18 protein-coding genes are annotated in these 20,643 nt (G+C 68.3%); 8 read left to right on the top strand and 10 right to left on the bottom strand.

Going from position 1 to position 20,643, the window contains the following annotated elements:
- The first annotated feature begins 132 nt into the window (after positions 1-132).
- The 4 genes from DL991_RS34000 to DL991_RS33985 all read left to right on the top strand — a co-directional run bounded on the left by DL991_RS34000 (position 133) and on the right by DL991_RS33985 (position 5,226).
- The gene (locus DL991_RS34000; RefSeq protein WP_125788444.1) at positions 133-1,317 is read left to right on the top strand and encodes a TetR/AcrR family transcriptional regulator; all 1,185 of its coding nucleotides are present in this window, start codon (positions 133-135) and stop codon (positions 1,315-1,317) included.
- 52 nt (positions 1,318-1,369) lie between these two features.
- Positions 1,370-2,593, top strand: coding sequence for a low temperature requirement protein A (locus DL991_RS33995; protein WP_125788443.1), 1,224 nt, complete (start codon positions 1,370-1,372; stop codon positions 2,591-2,593).
- Positions 2,594-2,703: 110 nt separating this feature from the next.
- Entirely contained in the window at positions 2,704-3,999 is a 1,296-nt protein-coding gene (locus DL991_RS33990) for an acyl-CoA dehydrogenase family protein (protein ID WP_125788531.1), read from the top strand.
- Between the two features lie 18 nt (positions 4,000-4,017).
- On the top strand, positions 4,018-5,226 hold the full coding sequence (locus DL991_RS33985; RefSeq protein WP_125788442.1) for an acyl-CoA dehydrogenase family protein: 1,209 nt from the start codon (positions 4,018-4,020) through the stop codon (positions 5,224-5,226).
- Between the two features lie 74 nt (positions 5,227-5,300).
- Here the strand turns inward: DL991_RS33985 and DL991_RS33980 are convergent, their stop codons facing one another.
- The 3 genes from DL991_RS33980 to DL991_RS33970 all read right to left on the bottom strand — a co-directional run bounded on the left by DL991_RS33980 (position 5,301) and on the right by DL991_RS33970 (position 8,247).
- On the bottom strand, positions 5,301-6,206 hold the full coding sequence (locus DL991_RS33980; RefSeq protein ID WP_199754179.1) for an MBL fold metallo-hydrolase: 906 nt from the start codon (positions 6,204-6,206) through the stop codon (positions 5,301-5,303).
- A gap of 37 nt (positions 6,207-6,243) precedes the next feature.
- A complete protein-coding gene (locus DL991_RS33975) occupies positions 6,244-7,209 on the bottom strand; it encodes an SMP-30/gluconolactonase/LRE family protein (RefSeq protein WP_125788441.1) in 966 nt (321 codons plus the stop codon).
- A 147-nt stretch (positions 7,210-7,356) separates the two neighbouring features.
- The gene (locus DL991_RS33970) at positions 7,357-8,247 is read right to left on the bottom strand and encodes a helix-turn-helix domain-containing protein (protein ID WP_125788440.1); all 891 of its coding nucleotides are present in this window, start codon (positions 8,245-8,247) and stop codon (positions 7,357-7,359) included.
- Positions 8,248-8,387: 140 nt separating this feature from the next.
- On the opposite strand from DL991_RS33970, the gene DL991_RS33965 reads away from it, so the two are divergent.
- Positions 8,388-8,894 (top strand): SRPBCC family protein, encoded by a 507-nt coding sequence (locus tag DL991_RS33965; protein ID WP_125788439.1) that lies wholly within the window; start codon positions 8,388-8,390, stop codon positions 8,892-8,894.
- A 395-nt stretch (positions 8,895-9,289) separates the two neighbouring features.
- A complete protein-coding gene (locus DL991_RS33960) occupies positions 9,290-10,327 on the top strand; it encodes an MASE1 domain-containing protein (protein ID WP_233599157.1) in 1,038 nt (345 codons plus the stop codon).
- On the opposite strand, the gene DL991_RS33955 is transcribed toward DL991_RS33960, so the two are convergent.
- The 7 genes from DL991_RS33955 to DL991_RS33925 form a co-directional block, all read right to left on the bottom strand.
- On the bottom strand, positions 10,291-11,346 hold the full coding sequence (locus DL991_RS33955) for an alpha/beta fold hydrolase (protein WP_125788438.1): 1,056 nt from the start codon (positions 11,344-11,346) through the stop codon (positions 10,291-10,293). The genes DL991_RS33960 and DL991_RS33955 overlap by 37 nt on opposite strands.
- A gap of 117 nt (positions 11,347-11,463) precedes the next feature.
- Positions 11,464-12,327, bottom strand: a complete 864-nt coding sequence (locus DL991_RS33950) for an SDR family oxidoreductase (protein WP_125788437.1) — start codon at positions 12,325-12,327, stop codon at positions 11,464-11,466.
- Between the two features lie 86 nt (positions 12,328-12,413).
- A complete protein-coding gene (locus DL991_RS33945) occupies positions 12,414-12,920 on the bottom strand; it encodes a GNAT family N-acetyltransferase (protein WP_125788436.1) in 507 nt (168 codons plus the stop codon).
- A gap of 133 nt (positions 12,921-13,053) precedes the next feature.
- Positions 13,054-14,208, bottom strand: a complete 1,155-nt coding sequence (locus DL991_RS33940; protein ID WP_125788435.1) for an acyl-CoA dehydrogenase family protein — start codon at positions 14,206-14,208, stop codon at positions 13,054-13,056.
- The gene (locus tag DL991_RS33935) at positions 14,205-16,190 is read right to left on the bottom strand and encodes a biotin carboxylase N-terminal domain-containing protein (RefSeq protein WP_125788434.1); all 1,986 of its coding nucleotides are present in this window, start codon (positions 16,188-16,190) and stop codon (positions 14,205-14,207) included. Before DL991_RS33935 ends, DL991_RS33940 begins: the two co-directional genes overlap by 4 nt.
- A gap of 2 nt (positions 16,191-16,192) precedes the next feature.
- Positions 16,193-17,806, bottom strand: coding sequence for a carboxyl transferase domain-containing protein (locus DL991_RS33930; protein WP_125788433.1), 1,614 nt, complete (start codon positions 17,804-17,806; stop codon positions 16,193-16,195).
- A 148-nt stretch (positions 17,807-17,954) separates the two neighbouring features.
- On the bottom strand, positions 17,955-18,764 hold the full coding sequence (locus tag DL991_RS33925; protein WP_125788432.1) for an SGNH/GDSL hydrolase family protein: 810 nt from the start codon (positions 18,762-18,764) through the stop codon (positions 17,955-17,957).
- A 151-nt stretch (positions 18,765-18,915) separates the two neighbouring features.
- Here DL991_RS33925 and DL991_RS33920 point away from each other — a divergent pair, with 151 nt between their 5' ends.
- Positions 18,916-19,506, top strand: coding sequence for a TetR/AcrR family transcriptional regulator (locus DL991_RS33920; RefSeq protein ID WP_199746466.1), 591 nt, complete (start codon positions 18,916-18,918; stop codon positions 19,504-19,506).
- A gap of 57 nt (positions 19,507-19,563) precedes the next feature.
- Positions 19,564-20,061: a hypothetical protein gene (locus DL991_RS33915; RefSeq protein ID WP_125788431.1), complete on the top strand. Its 498-nt coding sequence runs from the start codon at positions 19,564-19,566 to the stop codon at positions 20,059-20,061.
- Positions 20,062-20,643 lie beyond the last annotated feature (582 nt).

Here is a 20,643-nt window from a genome sequence, read left to right as displayed (position 1 = left end):
CGCGTACGGCGCTGTATCAGGATGAAACGTACCGGCCAGTAGTCATGCTAATGCCGATTAACATAAACCGCGATAACCCCATGGTGTCAATGGGTTGCGATGCACGCAACCGACGCTATGGTGAGTTCACCTATGGATCACCCGACCGAGCGTTCAGCCCGACCGCGCGACCGCAAGGCCCAGCTGGCAGGCCTCGCCGCGGAGCTGTTTCGCGCCCGCGGGTTCCACGGCGTCGGCATCAATGACATCGCCGCCGCGGCCGGCATCACCGGGCCCGCGCTGTACCGGCATTTCGCGGACAAGCAGGCGGTGCTGTCCTACGTCGTGCTGTCCGGCATCGACGACATGGAGACGGCGACCACCGAGACGCTCGCCGACGTCGACCTTCCCGTTCCCGACCAGGTCAACGCCCTGTTGGGCACCCTCGCCGCGCAAGCCGTGGAGCGGCGCGAGGTCGCCGCGCTGTGGCGCTGGGAGGGCAGGCATCTACCCCGGGAGGAACGGCGGGAGATCCGCCGCCGCTCGGGCGCGGTGCTCGCGGCGTGGTCCAAGGCGCTGCTCGCGCTGCGTCCGGAACTGACCGCCGACGACGCCGAGCTGCTGTGCTGGGCGGGGCTGAGCGTGTTCGGCAGCGTCTCCGTACATCACACGTCCGTGGCGAAGAAACGCTTCGCGCAGATCCTGGTGCAGCTGGCGGAGTCGGTGCTGCATGTCACACTGCCCGAGCCCGAGGACCGGCCGGAAGAGACGCCGTCGATGACGCTCGGCGAGCCGTCCCGCCGCGAGCGGATCCTCGCGGCCGCGACCGGGCTGTTCGGGCAACGCGGCTTCCGCGCGGTGAGCATGGAGGAGATCGGCGCGGCGGCCGGGATCGCCGGGCCCAGCGTGTACCGGCATTTCCCCAGCAAGGCCGCCCTGATGGTGGCGATCGGGCATCGCGCGGCCGACAGGCTGGCGCTCGCCGCGGAACGCGCGTTGCGGACCGACGACGAACGTGACGCGTTGCGCAGGCTCGCGGCGTCCTATGTGCACACCTTGCTGCACACGCCCGAGCTGCTGGTGTCCTTCTCCGGCAGCCCCATGGAGCTGCCGGAACGCGACAAGGCGGACCTCATCCGCGTCCAGCGGGACTACGTCGCGCGCTGGATCGCGCTGGTGTCGGAAGTCCGCCCGGAACTGAGCCTGCGCGAAGTGAAGATCACCGTGCACGCGGCGCTGACCATCGCGAACGACCTCGCGCGCACCCGCCGCGTCAACGGCCGCCCGAACATCGAAGCCGAGCTGACCACGCTGATGCACGCGGTTCTCGGCGTCTGAAAGCGAGCTTTGGGCAAACTCGCGTGTGCCGCGAAGGAGTGACGGGCACGATGTGCGCGTGCCCAAGAAACGCGGCCTGCATCTGGTGACCCGGGAAGAAGACCACAAGGTCACCACGCTGGAACTCTTCTTCGACCTGGTCTTCGTCTACGCCATCACCCAGACCACGCAGCTGATGGCCGATCACCTCACCCCGCTCGGCATCGGGCAAGGGGTGGCGATGATCGCCGTGCTGTGGTGGTGCTGGTGCGCGTACGCCTGGCTGGCCAACACCCTGCACGTCGACCGCGGTATCGCCCAGCTGGCGATGTTCGCCGCGATGGGGACGATGTTCCTGGTCTCGCTGACCATTCCGGAGGCCTTCACCGACCTGCCCGGCGGCCTGTACGCGCCGCTGATGTTCGTCGGCTGCTACTTCGTCGTGCGACTGCTGCACCTGGTCGCCTTCCTCGGCGCCGGGCGGAACGATGCGGAGCTGCGGAAGACCGTCTTGAAGATGTTCGTCGGCCTGCTGCCGAGCGTCGCGCTGCTGACCGTCGCCGCGTTCTTCTCCGGCTGGGTGCAGCTGGGCATCTGGGCCGTCGCGATGCTGGCCGACTACGTCAACGTCTTCCGGACCCGCTCGTCGGACTGGCGGCTGCATCAGCCCGGCCACTTCGCCGAGCGGTTCGGGCTGATCGTGATCATCGCGCTCGGCGAGTCGATCGTGGCGATCGGCATCGGGATCAGCTCGTATCCGATGTCCTGGCCGATCACGCTGGCCGCGGTCTGCGGGCTCACGCTGGCTTCGGCGATGTGGTGGATGTACTTCGCCGTCGTCGCGCACGTCTCCGAACACAACCTGAAACGCGCCGAGGGCGTGGAGCGGGTGCGGATCGGGACGGATACTTACACGTTCCTGCACCTCCCGCTCATCGCCGGGATCGTGCTCGTGGCGCTCGGTCTGAAGAAGTCGCTGCTGTACGTGGCCGACACCGAACACCACAGCCTCTCCGACGGCCTGCACGGAACACCGATCTGGGCGCTCACCGGCGGGCTCGCGCTCTACCTGATCACGTTGAGCGGGCTGCGGCGCCGGAACCTGGGCGCCTGGAATGTGCGGCGGCTGGTGCTGGCGGTGGTGCTGCTGGCGGCGACACCGTTGCTGGAACTGGTGCCGGCGGTGGCGCTGGTCGGCATCGTGGCGCTGGCGGTGGTAGGGCTCGTGTCCTTCGAGCGACGCAAAGTCGTGAGTGATTCGGGTCGTTCCAAGGACCCGAATCACTCACGAGCGTGACGTTCGCCTCCCCCGTGGTAGCGCAGACGCCCGAAGGGAGTTAACCTACTCACGAGTAGGTAAGCGAGGCAGGGAGACTCACCGTGGGTGCGCCTAGGAAACGAGACGCGATGGGCCTTGGCCTGTCCGCGCTCACCCGGCTGGCCGGGAGCAAGGTCATTGAACGGGCCGGACTTCGGAAGCCCGTGCAGAACCTGGTCAGTGCCGGGACGCGCAACGGCTTCCGGGTCGCGGGCGCGGCGGGACGGACCTTCAAATCCGCCACGAAGCTCGGCAAGCCGGCGCGGCTCGCGCCCGCCGAGGACACGGGGCTGTTCGACCTCACCCCGAGTGAGGACCAGCAGCTCATCGTCGAGACCGTGACGGAGTTCGCGGCCGAGCAGCTGCGGCCCGCCGCGGCCGACGCCGACGCGAAGCTTCAGGCGCCCGAGGGCCTGTTGAGCCGTGCCGCCGAACTCGGCATCACGCTCGTCGGCATCCCCGAGGAGCTGGGCGGTGTCGGCACCGAACGGTCGGTCGTGACGAACGCGCTGGTCGCCGAGGCCCTCGCGCACGGCGACCTCGGCCTCGCGGTCGCGGTGCTCGCGCCGTCCGCGGTCAGCACCGCGCTGGTGTCCTACGGCGACGAGCAGCAGCAGGCGGACTACCTGCCCGCGTTCGTCGGCGAGAACGTCCCGGCCGCGGCGCTCGCGCTGCAGGAGCGCACCGCGCTGTTCGACCCGTTCAAGCCCGCCACCAAGGCCCGCCGCACGCCGAAGGGCTACCAGCTCGACGGCGTGAAGTCGCTGGTGCCGAGGGCGGCGGACGCCGAGCTGTTCATCGTCTCGGCCGACCTGGAAGGCCGGGGTCCCGCGCTGTTCCTCGTGGAGTCGTCGAACTCGGGCGTCACCATCGAGTCCGAACCGGCGATGGGCCTGCGGGGCGCGGCGACCGGAAAGCTGCACCTGGAGAAGGTCGCGTTGCCCGCCGGAGCACTGCTCGGCGGCGGCAAGGCCGAAGTCTTCACCGAGGTCGTCCGGCTCTCGCGGCTCGGCTGGGCCGCGCTGGCCGCCGGAACCGCGAAGGCCGTCCTCGACTACGTGGTGCCCTACGTCAACGAGCGCAAGGCGTTCGGGGAACCGGTGAGCCACCGGCAGGCCGTCGCGTTCTCGGTGGCAGACATCGCCATCGAGCTGGAAGGACTGCGGCTGGTCACGCTCCGCGCCGCTTCCCGCGCCGAACAGGGCAAGCCGTACGCCCGCGAAGTCGCGCTGGCCCGGAAGCTGGCCGTCGACAAGGGAATGCAGATCGGCAGCGCCGGGGTGCAGCTGCTCGGGGGGCACGGCTTCGTCAAGGAACACCCGGTCGAACGCTGGTACCGCGATCTCCGTGCGATCGGCGTGATGGAAGGCGCCGTCCTCCTCTAGGACTTTCGAAAGGCAATCATGATCAACCTTGAGGTTCCGAAGAAGGCCGGCACCCTGATCAACCAGGCGTACCAGGCCGCGGCCGAGGTGTTCCGGCCGATCTCGCGCAAGTACGATCGCGCCGAGCACACCTATCCGGCCGAACTCGACATGTTCGCCGCGCTGCTGGACGGGCTGAACTCCTCCGGCGAGGGCGGCGCGGGCGCGGCGGGCGTCCGCCGGTCCGAGAAGAACGAGAAACCAGGCAACCGCAACGGTTCCAACCTCAACATCGTGCTCGGCACGATCGAGATGTGCTGGGGTGACGTCGGTCTGCTGCTGTCGATGCCGCGTCAGGGGCTCGGCAACGCCGCCATCGGCTCCGTCGCCACCGACGAACAGCTCAAGAAGTTCTCCGGGCTGTGGGCCGCGATGGCGATCACCGAACCGGACTGCGGCTCGGACTCGGCCGCGATCACCGCCACCGCGCGCCTCGACGGCGACGAGTACGTGATCAACGGTGAGAAGATCTTCGTGACCGCCGGCGAGCGCGCCGACGCCGTCGTCGTCTGGGCCACTCTGGACAAGACGAAGGGCCGCGCGGCGATCAAGTCGTTCGTCGTCGAGAAGGGCACGCCGGGCTTCGAGGTGGTGCGCGTCGAGCACAAACTCGGCATCCGCGCCTCCGACACCGCCGTGCTGCGTTTCGAGAACGTCCGCGTGCCCAAGGGGAATCTCCTCGGCACGCCGGAGATCGACACCGCCAAGGGTTTCGCCGGGGTCATGCAGACCTTCGACAACACCCGTCCGCTGGTCGCCGCCATGGCCATCGGCGTCGCCCGCGCGGCGCTGGAGGAGACCCGGAAGATCCTCACCGACGCGGGCGTGGTCATCGACTACGACAAGCCCGTCCACAGCCAGCACGCCGCGGCCGCGGCGTTCCTTCAGCTGGAGGCGGACTACGAATCGGCGTACCTGCTGACGATGGAGTCGGCGTGGATGGCCGACAACCGCAAGCCGAACTCGTTGCAGGCCTCGATGGCCAAGGCGAAGGCAGGCCGGTCGGTCGTCGAGATCACGCTGAAATGCGTCGAGCTCGCCGGAACGTTGGGTTACACCGAGGAATCGCTGCTGGAGAAGTGGAGCCGGGACGCGAAGATCCTCGATATCTTCGAAGGCACGCAACAGATCCAGCAGCTGATCGTGGCGCGCCGGATCCTGGGCAAGACGAGCGCCGAACTCAAGTAGCGTCCGATGTGCGGTGAAACGGGCCCGCTGCCGCTCCGTGCGCGACGGGAGCGGCAGCGGGAGGAACCTTGGGGTCAGTACCGGGCGAACGGTGCCCAGTTCTTGATCGCGAAGCCACTGCCGCGGTTCTCGACTTCCAGAGCGCCGTGACCGCTGAAATGAGCAGGCAGGACGACGGCGTTGACGTCGGCGGCCCAGCCGAGGACCTTGCGACGGGTCGCGCGGGCCTGCGCCGGGTCAGTGCAGAAACAGCTGTTGTGCTCCGGATGTGCCACCTGGAGCGGAGTGTGCATCAGGTCACCGGCGAACACGGCCCGGTCGCCGCCGGACGCCAGCTTGACGACGCTGGAGCCGGGTGTGTGACCGGGGGCCGCTTCCAGACTCAGGTGCGCGTCGATGGTGTGGCTTCCCTCCCACAGCTGGACCTGGCCCGCGGCGTACACGGGGGCGACGCTGTCCTCGAACACGTTTTCGTTGACACCGCCGGTGATGTCCGGGTTGTTCGCCGGGTTCCAGAACTCGAAGTCGGCCTTGGGCATCAGGTAGGTGGCGTTCGGGAACGTGGGCACCCAGTCGCCGTCGACCGACCGGGTGTTCCAGCCGACGTGGTCGACGTGCAGGTGGGTGTTGACGACCAGGTCGACGTCCTCGGGCCGCACGCCCGCGCGGGCGAGGTTGCCGAGGTAGTCCAGCCGCAGGTGGTCCCACGCGGCGACGGCCGGTCGGGCCTTGTCGTTGCCGACGCCGGTGTCGACGAGGATCGTCCTGCCGCCGCTGCGCAGCAGCCAGGTCTGCATCGCGATGTGGACCATGGTGTCGTCGGCGCCCAAGTGGTCGGGCACGAGCACCTCGCGGTGGTCCTGCCACGTCTGCGCGGGCATGTCCGGGAAGAACTGGTCCGCGGGCATGATCGGCCCGTGCATCTCCTCGATCCGGGTGACGGTGACGTCGCCCAAGGTGATCTCGTGCGTTTTCTGCATGGTGTTCTCCGTGTGGTGGCTCGGTTTTCCGGGGGTGCTAGTGGTTCAGGTGAGCGAGGACCAGGTTGGGGTCCTGCCCGTACCAGGCGGCGCTCAGCACGTAGACCGTGTCGCCGCGCAGGGCGACGGAGGTGGGATTCTGCAGACCGTCCTCCGCCGTCAGCACGATGGAGTGGCTGCCGTCGGGCTGGACGAGCGCGACCTGGTTCGCGACATCGAGAGCGGCCAGTAGCCGGTCACCCTTGCCGGTGAAAGCGAAATCGTCGATGCCCGCCAGACCGGTGGCCCTCGTCTGGACGACACCGGCACGCCCATCGGCGCGGACGGGGATGCGCAGGACGGTGCCCCGGTCGAGGTTGGTGACCCAGACCGCCCCGTTGTGGATCTTCAGGCCGTTGGCGCCGAGGAAGCCGGCGGGAGCCAGCTCGGGCGCGGTGGACCAGGCGACGGGGGCGCCGCCGGTGGTCGGCACGCTCCACACGGTGCCCAGTACGGAATCAGCCACGTAGAGCATCCGGCCGTGCTGGTCCAGCGCCATGCCGTTGGGCAGACCGCCGGACGGCAGCGCGGCGATCCGCCGCGGTTGCCCACCGGGGCGCAGCCGCCACACGCCGGTGAGGTCGGGCGTGCCGGTGGCGTAGAGGAAGTACAGGGTTCCGTCGTGAGCTCGGACGATGCCCGCGGTCAGCGGGAAGCCCAGAGCCGGGGTGTGGACACCGCCGTCGGCGGGCTCGGGCAGCGTCGCCAGGATCCGTACGGCACCGCGGGGCGAGATCTCGGCGATCTGGCGCCCCTTGGCGAAGGTGGCATACACGTCTCCGCACGGGCCCAAGGCGACGTTTTCGGGTGTCTGGCCCTTGGCCAGGTCGAAGTGCACGGCGACCCGTTGGCCGCTCAGCGGTGCGGAGGCGGCCGAAGCCGGAACCGGACCGAGCGCCGCGGTCACGGCCGCGAGAACGACGGCAGCCGAAGCAACGGACTTGGAGAGTTTCTTCGAGAACATGATTCCTTCACTGGGTTTTGGCGCGCGGCAGCGACACGCTGACGCGAATGTGGACAGACGGGTTCGCCCCACGGCGGCAGCCGATAACGGCTGCGCCAGTGCGGTGCGGGTGCTCGTGCCGGACGAGCACCGGAGACCTCCGTGAGGTCAGTCGGTAGCGACCTGGTGGCCGATCCGCGCCGGGGCGGTGGTCTGGGTGGTGGCCTGGGCGAGCAAATCCAGCGCGGCCCTCGAAGACGAGCCCGGCTCGGTAGTGGCGACCACGACGTTGGGGCCCGTCCCGTCGCTGAGGGTCTGCTGGATGACGGTCAGCGAGCCGACCAGCGGGTGCCGCATCTCATAGGTGGCGACGGAGCACGGCTTGACCCGGTGATCGGCCCACATCGAGGCGAACTCAGGGCTCTTGGCACTCAACTCGCCGACCAGCGCGTGCAATGCGGCGTCTTCCGGGTGCCGCCCGGCCACCAGGCGCAGGTTCCCCACCACCGCCTTGGCCTTGCCCGGCCAATCCTCGTACATATCGCGGACGTGACAGTCGAGGAACACCAGCCTGGCCATGTTGGGACGCCGCGCGGGCAGGTCCGGGGCGCCGAAATCCAGATGCCCCGCGAACAGCGCATGGCCAAGGTGGTTCCATGCCAGCACATCGCCGCGCCGGCCGAGCACGATCGCGGGGACGTCCGCCAGCACGTCCACCAGCTGGGCGGTCGCCGACGGCACGCGTTCCGGGGCGGGGCGCCGACCCGGTTTGCGATTCCGGTCCACCTTGGCCAGGTCATGCAGATGCCGCCGCTCCGGCTCGTCCAGCCGCAGCGCCCCGGCGATCGCGTCCAGAACCGCGGCGGACGCACTCAGCGACTGCCCCTGCTCCAACCGGGTGTAGTAAGAGGTGCTCACACCCGCCAGCAAAGCCAGCTCCTCGCGCCGAAGACCCGGCACGCGACGACGCTCCCCGTAAGTGGACACCCCGGCCTCCTCAGGGCGCAACTGGGAACGGCGCATCCGCAGGAGCTCACCTAGCCGCGACTTTCCATTCATGGCTCCGAGTATCACCTGAACGCGCACCGGACAGCCTGCCCCAGCCGTGGATAGGCAACGGCGGATCTGGCTGTCCGGCCGGGCACCCGGTGAAGTGGAGGAAGCCGAACCGGCATCCCACAGACAACCCAGGAGTTTCCATGAGCGCCACCACGGGCGACCACGAGACCTTCGATTCCTTGGCCCCGGCCGATTTCACCTTCACGCGACGCACGTGGGTCGACGCCTCCCCCGCGCGTGTCTACGAACTCCTCAGCGATGTTTCCGCGATCGGCCGCTGGAGCCCTGATGCCAGCGACGTCACCTTCGACAAGGGTGCCGGGCCCGAGGCAGGCAACTGGTTCAGTGGACGCAACCGCCGAGACGGCAAAGAGTGGACCACCCGCTCCCAGATCGTCCAGGCCGATCCCGGAGTCGCCTTCGGCTTCGTCGTCGGCGGCGCCGACGACGGCATCGTGCGCTGGAACTGGACGTTCATCCCCAGCGGGCGCGGCACCGTCGTCCGGCAATCCTGGCAACTGCTCCGCCTCGACCCGGTGCTGGGTTCCACTCGCGCCGATCTGGACGCGCTACGTACCCACATGGCCGACAGCGCCGAGAACACGCTGACCTCCCTGGCCCAGTGGATCGCCGAAGAAGACCACTAGGCCGTGTCCGGTAAGTCTGTTCGATGGGCTTCGTGATCCAGGTGGTCCCTGGCGGTGCGGGCGGATCGGCCTCGTACCGGGTCGTACTCGGCCGCATCCGCCCGCGCCGTCAGGGACCACCTGGATCACGAAGACCGCGAACATGACTTACCGGACACGGCCTAGCCACCACGAACCCTCCCCGATCCAAGCCGGGCAATCTCCCGAGTAGACACACCCACTGTCGCCGGCGCAGAGGAAACACCTTGAGGACGCGCAACAGTGCCGTGAAGGGGCCCGTGCAGCTGCACGGGCCCTTTTTTCGTTTATTCCCAACGAACTCCGCCATTACGACAACACCATCAAGTGAACCACCGCGACGACCGGGCAGAGGTACTCTCGAACCCTCCCCGTCCGTGAAGCCCGGAGTCGCGATGAGGCTCGCCGCTCGACAGCTCTCCCCTGTCGCACGCTGGTGTCTCGTCGTCCTCGCCGTGACGGCCTGCTATTTCGCGACCGGCCAGATCGGAATCCAGTGGGCGATCGTGCGGGAGCAGATCTCGCCACTGTGGCCCGCGGCCGGGGTCGCGCTGGCGGTGCCGATGCTGCTCGGTCCTCGGTTCTGGCCGGGGATCTTTCTCGGCGCCCTCCTCACGAACATCGCGATCGGCCCCTCGACGGCCGCGGTCTTGGTGATCTCGTCGGGCAACACGATCGGCCCGATGCTGGCCTACGCGGTGATGCGGCGGCTGGGTGGCCGCAACCGGCTCGACCGGCTTCCCGACGCCGTCCTCCTGGTGGTGGTCGGGGCGATCGGCGGCACCGCCGTCAGCGCGGTGCTGGGCACCGGTGTACTGGTCCTCGACGGCGCACTGGTTTCCGGGGAATTCTGGGCGACGGCGCTCGTGTGGTGGACCGGCGACGCGATGGGCGTCCTGACGATCACGCCGTTGCTGCTCCTGGCGCCGAGGTTCCGTCTGCCGACGCGGGTCTCCGTGGCGCGCTGGGGCGAAGCGATCGCGCTGGCGGTCGTGGCCACCGGCACGGCGCTCCTCGCGTCCACCACTCCGGCCAAGCTGTTCGTGGTCTTCCCGGTGCTCGTCTGGGCGGCGCTGCGGTTCCGGCAGGCAGGGGCGCTGATGTGCTCCTTGTGCGTCTGCACCTTCACGATCGTCGCCGCCATACACGGGCGCGGCCCCTACGGTTCCTACGAGCTGGCCGCCCGGATGCTGCACGTCCAGGCCTTCGACGCCACTGTCGGGCTGACGGCGCTCGTGTTGTCCACGATCGTCCTGCAACGCGATCGCGCGACCGCCGAGCTCACCGACGCCTGGCGCCGGATCACGGAAATGGTGGAGCTGATCGCGCCACGCCAGTCGCTGCGCAGCGCCATTTCCCAGCGCAAGGACGCCGAGGCTCAGGCGGCCTGTTCGTCGAGGAAGCGGTCGAGGTAGCGCCACGTGGTCCCGCGCGCCTTCCGTCCGGTCAGCACGCCAAGGTGCCCGCCGGGCGCGGTCTCGAAGGTCACCGACGGTGAGTTGTCCAGCAGCTCGGTGAGCCGTTCGACGGCCGCACGCGGGGCGATCGTGTCGTTCTGCCCGGCGATGACCAGCGTCGGCACCTTGACCCCGGACAGCGCGATGATGCGGCCGTTGAGGTCCACCGTGCCCTCGGCGAGATCGTTGGCGCGGAAGAACCGGTGGTAGATCTGGCCGAACGTCCGCCCGGGGTAGGCGATCATGTTGTCCATGAAGTGGTCGACGGCCTCGATCTGCGCCAGGTAGTCCCGGTCGTCGAGATTCTTCAGGATGGCAAGGGGTTTGGTGATCTCCTTGCTGATCCCGGTCGCCCGGAAGACCCGGCTGACCAAATAGGACGGTGCGCCGCCGAGCGCCCGGTAGAACGGGGTCAGCAGGTGGCCGCCGGTGAGGTCCACCAGCGGGCGGAACGGGGCGATCAGCGGGATCGCGGTGAAGTCGAACGGCGACGCGATGGTCGCGATCGACGCGATCGGCAGATCGGGCTGGTCCGCGGTGGTCAGGAGGGAGAAGATCCCGCCGAGGCACCAGGCGACGACGTGCACGCCCTGGCCGCCGGAGTCCTCGCTGACCTTGCGGATCGCGCGCGGGAGCACTTCCTCGATCCAGTGCTCGATGCCGAGGCGCCGGTCGGAGAACGCGACGTTCCCGTAGTCGACCAGGTACGTGTTGCGGCCGCCGTCGACCAGGTGCTCGGCGAGGCTGCACCCGCGGCGCAGGTCGAAGCACAGCGCGGGCGCGGCCAGCGGCGGCACCAGCAGCACCGGCGGGCCCGACGCCGGGGCCTTGCCGTTCGTCAGCCGGTACAGCGAACGGTTCGGGCCCTGGTCGATCAGGACACGCGGCACCGGGCGAAGATCGGCGACCCCACCGTGCAGCACCTTCCCGACGACGTTCGACGCGGCGGCGGCGAGCCGTGCCGGGGGTGTGGCCATGGTGTGCCTCCTGAGGAATCAACGCGGTAAGACGTAATCTTGCCGCTTGGGAGCGCACGACTCAACACCCCGGCCGCCACAGGCCGTCCATTTCGGACAGTTGCTAGGCCGTACGAGTTAAGAATCGGCGTCCTTTTCCGCCGCCGGGGCGCTCCGCGCGGCACGCGATTCGTACTCCGCGCGAGCACTGGAATGCGTTGCGGAGGACAGAATCTTGTCGCCGCCGAGCGCGCGGAGCAGTCCCTCGCCGAGACGGCGCGGAAGCAGTCGTGTGATCCTGCCCATGGCGTCCAGCGACGTGGGAACGAAGACGTCGAACTTGGGACGGCGTAACGCATCGACAATGGCCTGCGCCACATCTTCCGGCTGCACCGACTTGAAGAACTTCGCCTCGCCGAGCCCGCTGGCCAGTTCCGTGCGGACCACCGCGGGCATCACGCAGGAGACCAGCACGCCCGTTCCGTGCAATTCCAGATGCACCGATTCCGACAACCCGACGACGGCGTGTTTCGTCGCGCAGTAGGTGGCGGCGCCGGGGAAGCCGGCCTTGCCCGCCATCGAGGCGATGTTGACGATGTGGCCGGTGCCACGCGGGCGCATCCGCTTCACGGCTTCCCTGGTGCCGTGGATGACCGCGTGCAGATTGATCTCGAGCAGCCTGCGGGTCGCGGCGTCGTCCTCTTCTTCGAGCGGCGCGAGCGGCATGATGCCCGCGTTGTTGATCAGCACGTCGATCGGGCCGACGCGCCGCTCGACCTCGTCGAGGAACTCGGTGAAGCCGCGCGTGTCGGTGACGTCGAGCGGCAGCGCCTCCGCGCCCAGTTCGGCGGCGGTCTTCTCGGCGAGGACCTGGTCCAGGTCGCCGATGACCACCTTGGCACCGAGCCGGGACAGTGCCGTCGCGGTACTGGCCCCGATGCCCTGCGCCGCTCCGGTGATCACGACGACCTTGCCTGCCAGGGAACGTTCACGCTTGGCCATGCCGGTCTCCTCTGCGACTTCGCTGTCCGGGGCACTGTTGGCGATGTGTCAACTATGGTGCACCGGAAGCCGCGCGGACGCCAGTCCTACGGGCGCTGCTCGAACACCTGCCCGATCCAGCCCTTGACGTCGAAACGTTCCGTCGGCTTGAAGCCCTGGCTCTCGTAGTAACGCTGAAGGTCGCCGTCGCCACCGGCCCAGCAGTCGACCCGCACCAGCCCGATGCCGCGTTCCCGCGCTTCGGCCAGCGCGAACTCGATCAGCCGCGAGCCGACCCGGTGGCCCGTGAACCGGCGCGAGGTCAGCAGCAGGCCGAGGTAGATCTCCGGTTCGTCGACCGGCGAAACGTGCGGAAAACGGTCACCGAGAATGGTCGCCCCGGCCGCCTGGCCATCGACCTCGGCGATGTACAGCCCGGGCCCGTCGGCCATCCCGCGCACCCGCTCGATCCGCTTCGGGATCGTGGACCACGGCTCGGACCCCCACTGCCCCGCGCTGCCGCGTCCGGCCAGCCACGCGACGACCTCGTCGAACATGTCCAGCAGCGTTTGGAAGTCCCCAGAACCACCCTTGCGGATGACGAAATCGCTCATGCTTCCGTTCTACAACATCGCGAGGACGCGCGCGTCAAGGCGTAACTCGCGTGATCGGAGGCGTAACTCGCGTGATCGGAGCCGGTACGGCTTCAATCACGCGAGTTACGCCTTCAATCACGCGAGTTACGGGTCAGGCGACGCCGAGATGCCGTGCGATCAGCATCCGCTGCACCTCCGAAGTCCCCTCCCCGATCTCGAGGATCTTCGCGTCCCGGTAGAAACGGCTCACCGGGAACTCGTTCATGAAGCCGTACCCGCCGAAGATCTGCGTCGCCTCGCGTGCGTTGTCCATGGCGGCGTTCGACGCGACGAGCTTCGCGATCGACGCCTCCTTCTTGAACGGCTCACCGCGCAGCATCTTCGACGCCGCCGCGTAGTACGCCAGCCGCGCGGTATGCGTGCGCACCTCCATGTCGGCGATCTTGAACTGGATCGCCTGGTATTCACCGATCTTGTGCCCGAACGCCTCGCGTTCCTTGACATACCGCAGGCATTCGTCGACGCAGCCCTGCGCGAGCCCGACGCTCAGCGCGGCGATCGCGACGCGACCTTCGTCCAAAATAGACAGGAACTGGGCGTAACCGCGGCCGCGTTCCCCGACCAGGTTCTCGGCCGGGACGCGGACGTCGTCGAACGAGAGTTCGTGCGTGTCCGAGCAGTTCCAGCCGACCTTGGAGTACTTCGGCGCGACGGCGAAGCCCGGCGTACCGGACGGCACGATGATCGCCGAGATCTCCTTGCGGCCGTTCTCCTTCACGTCGGTGACGGCGGTGACCGTGACCAGTTTCGTGATGTCGGTGCCGGAGTTGGTGATGAACGACTTGCTGCCGTTGATCACCCAGGTGTCGCCGTCGAGTTTCGCGCGCGTGCGGGTGGCGCCGGCGTCCGAGCCGCCGCCGGGTTCGGTGAGCCCGAAGGCGCCGAGCGCGGTGCCGGCGCACAACTCCGGGAGCCACTTCCGCTTCTGCTCCTCGGTGCCGAACCGGTGGATCGGCATGGCGCCAAGGGAAACACCGGCCTCGACGGTGATCGCGACCGAGGAATCGACGCGCGCCAGTTCCTCCAAGGTCAAGCAGAGCGCGAAGTAGTCGCCGCCCATGCCGCCGTACTCCTCGGGGAAGGGCAGGCCGAACAGGCCCATCTCGGCCATCTTCGCGACGATCTCGTACGGGAACTCCTCCCGTTCGTAGAGGTCGCCGATGACCGGGGCGACCTCGGAGCGCGCGAATTCCTCGACCGTCTTGCGCAGCGCCTCGTACTCGTCATCCAGTCGAAAGTCGATCATTGGCCATCCTTTTGGGGTGTCACAACGGCTACCGTCTCGTCCAGCGCGACCTGTTGGCCCACCCGGACGGGGAGTTCGCTGACCACGCCGTCGATCGGCGCGGTGATCGTGTGCTCCATCTTCATCGCCTCGACGACCACGAGCGGCGTCCCGGCGCTCACCACGTCACCGGCGGCGGCCTTGACCACCAGCACGGTTCCGGGCATCGGACTGGTGACCGGTCCGGCGCCACCCGCGGCGCCCGCGGCCGAACGCAGCCTTTCGCGCTCGCCGATCGCGAAGCTGTGACCGTCACGCGCGAGCCACACGGTCCTTCCGGTCCCGGCGGCGTGCCGGTACCGGTGGAAACCGGTGGGATGCCGGACTTCCAGCAGGTCTCCCTCGCGTCGCGCGGAAACGCGGACCGGCTCGGCGCCGTCGACGCTGACGAGCGCGTTCGCCGGGGTGCCCTGCACCCGCACGACGACTTCGGAGCTTCCCGACTTCAGCGCGAAGTCGATACCGCCGGAGGATCCGAGCCGCCAGCCGTCGGGAACATCCCACGGATCGACGACGGAACCCTGCGGCTGCAAGGAAAGCAGTCTGTCGAGCGCTGCCGCCACGAAGAATTCCGGCGGCACTTCTTCGGAGACCAAAGTGGACAGTCGGCGATCGACGAGCCCGGTGTCGAGCTTGCCGTCGCGAACGTCGCCGTCGGCGAGGAGCCCGCGCAGGAAGGCGATGTTCGTGCCGACGCCGAGCAATGCGGTGTCCGCGAGCGCAAGGTCGAGCCGGTGCAACGCGGCCGCGCGGTCCGGGCCCCAGGCGATGACCTTGGCGAGCATCGGGTCGTAGTTCGAGCCGATGACCGCGCCTTCGCTCATCCACGAGTCGACGCGCACACCCTCGCCGGACGGTTCGTGGACCGCGAGCACGGTTCCACCCGTCGGGATGAAACCGCGAGCGGGGTCTTCGGCGTAGACGCGGGCTTCGACGGCGTGGCCGTCCAGCCGGACGTCGTCCTGCGACACGGTGAGCACGTCACCGGCGGCGATCTTGACCTGCCACTCGACGAGGTCGAGCCCGGTCACCAGCTCGGTCACCGGATGCTCGACCTGCAGGCGGGTGTTCATCTCCATGAAGAAGAACTCGTCGGGCGCGGTGGCCGACACGATGAACTCGACCGTGCCCGCGCCGACATAGCCCACCGAGCGCGCGGCCTCGACCGCGGACGCGCCCATCTTCGCGCGCGTGGCTTCGTCGAGGAGCACGGACGGCGCCTCTTCGATGATCTTCTGGTGCCGACGCTGAAGACTGCATTCGCGCTCACCGAGGTGGATCACGTTGCCGTGCGTGTCGGCGAGCACCTGGATCTCGATATGGCGCGGCGTGGTGACGAACCGCTCCATGAGCAGCGTGTCGTCACCGAAGGAACCCTTGGCCTCACGGCGGGCGGACTCGACGGCAGCGTCCAATTCGGACAGCTCGTTGACCAGCCGCATCCCCTTGCCGCCGCCACCGGCGGACGGCTTGATCAGCAGCGGGAACCCGACCTTCTCCGCGGCGGCGGCGAAACCGCCTTCCGGAATGTCCACATCGGACGCTCCGGGTACCACCGGGACACCGGCCTCGGACACCGTCGCCTTGGCGCGGATCTTGTCGCCCATGGCGTCGATCGCCTCGACCGGAGGGCCGATGAAGACCAGACCCGCCTCGGCGCAGGCGCGGGCGAATTCCGCGTTCTCCGCGAGGAAGCCGTAACCGGGATGGACCGCCTGCGCGCCCGTGTCGACCGCCGCCTGGACGATCGCCGGGATGGACAGGTAGCTCTTCGCCGCTTCGGCCGGGCCGATGCGGACGGCGGTGTGCGCCTCCCGGACATGCCGGGCGTCGGCGTCCGCGTCGCTGTACACCGCGACCGAACGGATGCCGAGCCCCCGCAGCGAGCGGATCACGCGGACCGCGATCTCGCCGCGGTTGGCGACCAGAACCGTGTCGAACATGCTCACATCCTGAAGACGCCGTAGTTGACATCGGACAAGGGCGCGTTGGCCGTCGCGGAAAGCGCGAGGCCGAGCACCGTGCGGGTGTCCGCCGGATCGATCACTCCGTCGTCCCACAGCCGCGCCGTCGAGTAGTACGGGCTGCCCTGCGCCTCGTACTGGTCGCGGATCGGATCCTTGAAGGCTTCTTCGTCCTCTGTGGACCATTCGCCACCGCGAGCCTCGATGGCGTCGCGGCGGACCGTCGAAAGCACCGACGCCGCCTGCTCGCCACCCATCACCGAGATCCGCGCGTTCGGCCACATCCACAGGAACCGCGGCGAGTACGCTCGGCCGCACATCGAATAGTTGCCCGCGCCGAACGAGCCGCCTATGACGACGGTCAGCTTCGGCACGCGCGCACAGGCCACCGCGGTGACCATCTTCGCGCCGTGCTTGGCGATGCCGCCCGCCTCGTAGGCCTTACCGACCATGAAACCGGTGATGTTCTGGAGGAACAGCAGCGGGATCGAGCGTTTGTCGCAGAGTTCGATGAAGTGCGCGCCCTTCATCGCGGACTCGGCGAACAGCACGCCGTTGTTCGCGATGATGCCGACGGGGTGACCGTGGATCCTGGCGAATCCGGTGACCAGCGTCGAGCCGTACTCCTTCTTGAACTCGCCGAACCGGCTGCCGTCGACGATCCTCGCGATGACCTCGCGGACGTCGTACGGCACGCGCGGGTCGGTCGGGACGACGCCGTACAACTCGTTCGGGTCGGCGGCCGGGGCCTCCGTCGGGAGGACGTCCCACGGGCGTGGCGTCCGCGGGCCCAAAGTCGACACGATCGAGCGAACGATGCGCAGGGCATCGGCGTCGTCCTCGGCCAAGTGGTCGGTGACGCCGGACAGGCGCGAGTGGACGTCGCCACCGCCGAGCTCCTCGGCCGTGACGACCTCGCCCGTCGCGGCCTTCACCAGCGGCGGGCCGCCGAGGAAGATCGTGCCCTGGTTCCGCACGATGACCGCTTCGTCGCTCATCGCGGGGACGTAGGCGCCGCCCGCCGTGCAGGAGCCGAGCACCGCGGCGATCTGCGGGATGCCGCGTGCGGACATCGTGGCCTGGTTGTAGAAGATCCGGCCGAAGTGCTCACGATCCGGGAAGACCTCGTCCTGCCTCGGCAGGAACGCGCCGCCGGAGTCCACCAGGTAGACGCACGGCAGATTGTTGTGCAGCGCGACCTCTTGCGCACGCAGGTGTTTCTTGACGGTCATCGGGTAGTAGGTGCCGCCCTTGACCGTGGCGTCGTTGGCGACGATCACGCATTCGCGGCCGGAGACCCGCCCGATCCCGGTGATGATCCCGGCCGACGGCGCTTCGTCGTCGTACAGTCCGGTGGCGGCCAGCGGGGACAGCTCCAGGAACGGCGAACCCGGGTCGAGGAGGGTGTCGACCCGGTCGCGTGGCAGGAGTTTGCCCCGCTCGACGTGGCGGGTGCGGGATTTCTCCGGGCCCCCGAGCCGGGCGGCGGCGAGCCGCTTGCGCAGGTCTTCGACCAGCTCGGCATGGGAGGTGACGCTGCGGGCGTACTCGTCGCTGCCCGGATCGGCCGAAGTGCTCAGTACGGGTGTGTCCATGGCTCCTCGTCGCCAAGTTAGCCGTCGTTAACTTGCCCTCGTAGGTTAACGCCCACTAACCCGCTCTGTCCACCGCACTCCTCGAAGCGCGTGAAGGCCCCCTTCCCTCGGGTCAGCCGAGGGAAGGGGGCCTTCACGCGCGAAACGATCAGCCGATCGCGGAGACCAGCGGGTTGTAGTAGCCGCCCCGCTGACCGGCGACCGTCGGGTGGTACGAGTTCACGATCGGCCAGGTGAGGCTGTGCAGGTAATCGTTGGCCGACGAGCAGATGTTGTGCCCGGTGAAGGCACCCCGCACGTCGACGAACTTCGCGCCGTTCGCGGCGGCGCGGGCCGAGAGCACCGACGCGAGCGTGTCGGAACCCGAGTTGATCGCCGTGCGCTTGGTGTCGCTCAGCCCGACCGAGCACGAACCCGGCACCGTGTAGAAGCGCGGGTATCCGAGCACGACCAGCTTCGCGCCGGGCGCCTTCGCCTTGATCTTGCTGTAGACGTTGTTCAGCAGCCCGGGAAGCGTGTTGTTCACGTAGGTCTTCGCGGTGTTGACCCGGTTGATGCAGGTCTGGTCGCTGCCGGTGGTGCAGGTGGTCATGACGTCGGCGAACCCGGCGTCGTTGCCGCCGACCGAGACCGTCACCAGCGTGGCGCTGGAGGTGACGTTCGCGATCTGGTTGAGGACGTCGCCGGTGCGCGCCCCCGAGCACGCGACGAACTTGAACGTGGTCCCGGCGTGGGCGTTGGCCCACAGCTGGGGATAGGCGTTGGCACTGCGCATGCAGTCGCCCGAGTTCCCGTAGCTGCCGGCACCGACGCCGGAAGAGTACGAGTCACCGAGCGCCACGTAGTTGGTCGCCGCTTGAGCGGTGCCCGCGAGACCGAAGGTGGCAAGGACAGCGACCCCCAGGGCCGCGACTGAACGAGTGAAGGAAAGAGCTTTGATCCGAGCAGGGACGGCCATGGTCACTCCTTCGTGACAAGTTAACGAGACACAGCATTACCAGGTGGTAGCCCCACGCAAAAGGGTCATTTCCCCAGGTAACCCGCTTGGCCCAGGCTGGAAGTACGGCCACGTGTTAGCGCTCGCTAACACACGGCCTTAATATGGCCAGATGCCGGCGAACCCCACCCCACTCGTGAACGGCGAGAAGGCGAACAGGCGTGAACAGATCATGTCCGCCGCCGCCGAGCTCTTCGCCCACCACGGGTTCCACGGCGTCGGCATCGACGACATCGGCGCGGCCGTCGGCATCTCCGGCCCGGCGCTGTACCGGCATTTCCGCAGCAAGGACGCCATTCTCGGCGAGATGCTGAACTCGATCAGCCGCTATCTGCTCGACGGCGGGACGGCGAGGGCGAGCCAGCGGGACGAGCCGAGCGAGGTTCTCGATGCACTGGTGAATTTTCACGTCGACTTCGCGCTCGCGCATCCCGCGTTGATCACCGTGCAGGAACGCAACCTCGCCAACCTCACCGACAGTGACCGCAAACAGGTCCGTGCCCTGCAACGCCAGTACGTCGAGGTCTGGGTGCGCGCGATCAGCGACGCCGTCCCCGGGATCGGCGAGCGTCAGGCGCGCTCGGCGGCGCACGCGGTCTTCGGGTTGATCAACTCGACACCGTACAACCGCCATCTCGGTGACAGCGAACTCGCCGAGATGCTCTGCCGTCTCGCGCTGGGTGCACTGCACGCCGCGAAGTGACCACGTCCGGGTTTCGGCCTATCCCCACTTTTCCGTCCTCTGGTGTTTGATAGGCACGTGGAGCCGGACAGGAGCGAGTACGAGCGGAGGCTCGTCGAAAAGGCGCAGCGTGCGCTCGTGGCGATCAGCCTCGGGGAGGACGCCGAGGCGCTCGACGAGCTCTCGCCGACCGCCGTCGAGCCCCAAGCCCGCTCCGAAGAGACCAAAGAGCTCGTGATGATGCTGTTCGGCGAATGCAGCGCCATGGTGTCCACTCTCGGCGACGGCGGGAGCGCGCCGGTCAAGGTGCAGGTGTTCGACGAGGACGGTGAAGAGGTCTCGATCGACCAGGCGGACCCGCCCGTGCGGACGGCCGTGCGCACGCTGCTGGCCGAGGTGCACGGCAACAGCGAGGCCGCGCAGGAACAGGTCGAGATCGCGCTCGCCAACGCCGCGCCGGACGAGGTCGACAGCCTGGTGCTGCAGGCGCTGCGCTGGACGATCCGGCTGTCGGTGGAATGCCTGGACCGGGACCTGCCGGTGGCGCCGTGGATCTCGGACGCCGTCGCGGACTAGCCGGGCTTGGCCCAGCCGGGTGTCGCCTGTCGACGGCTTGGGGCGGCTGATCGTTCAAGGGACTCAAGATGGCCTTAGCGGCAAACGTGGCGCGCAGGAGCAGGGACTCGCCGAAGAGACGCCGGTCCCGACTGTCCATAAGGGACGGCTTCCGAGGTGCCCGTGCCCGAGTTGAGCGATTTATGCGGTTTGCCGGGAGGGTCGCGAGTAGCGATGAGGGTTGGAGCGAACCGTGTTTTAGGTACCTACGTGGGTTCCGGCTGGGGTTGATGCCCCTTTGAGACGGTGAAGGTCTCAAAGGGGCCCTTCACGACATGAGAGTTCGACGCCGGGCCGTCGGGGAGCACTGAAGCAGCCACGGCGGGCGGCGGGTCGGGATCGCAGGTCCGTGAAGGGCCCCTTCCCTACTCTCAGGGTAGGGAAGGAGTCCTTCACTACACGCCGGGCCACCCTCAGCCCGGGGCCGAGGCGGCCCCGCTGCCACGGGCTGACAGGAACGCCACCGTGGACCTCAGCGCTACAGCGGCAGTACATGAAGGACCCCATCCTTGCGCCTAGGCACAGGAAGGGGTCCTTCGTGCA

This window comes from Amycolatopsis sp. WAC 01375, assembly GCF_003947325.1.
Lineage (GTDB): Bacteria > Actinomycetota > Actinomycetes > Mycobacteriales > Pseudonocardiaceae > Amycolatopsis.
The sequence above is the reverse complement of the archived record's forward strand: the minus strand, read 5'-3'. Positions and strand labels throughout refer to the sequence as shown.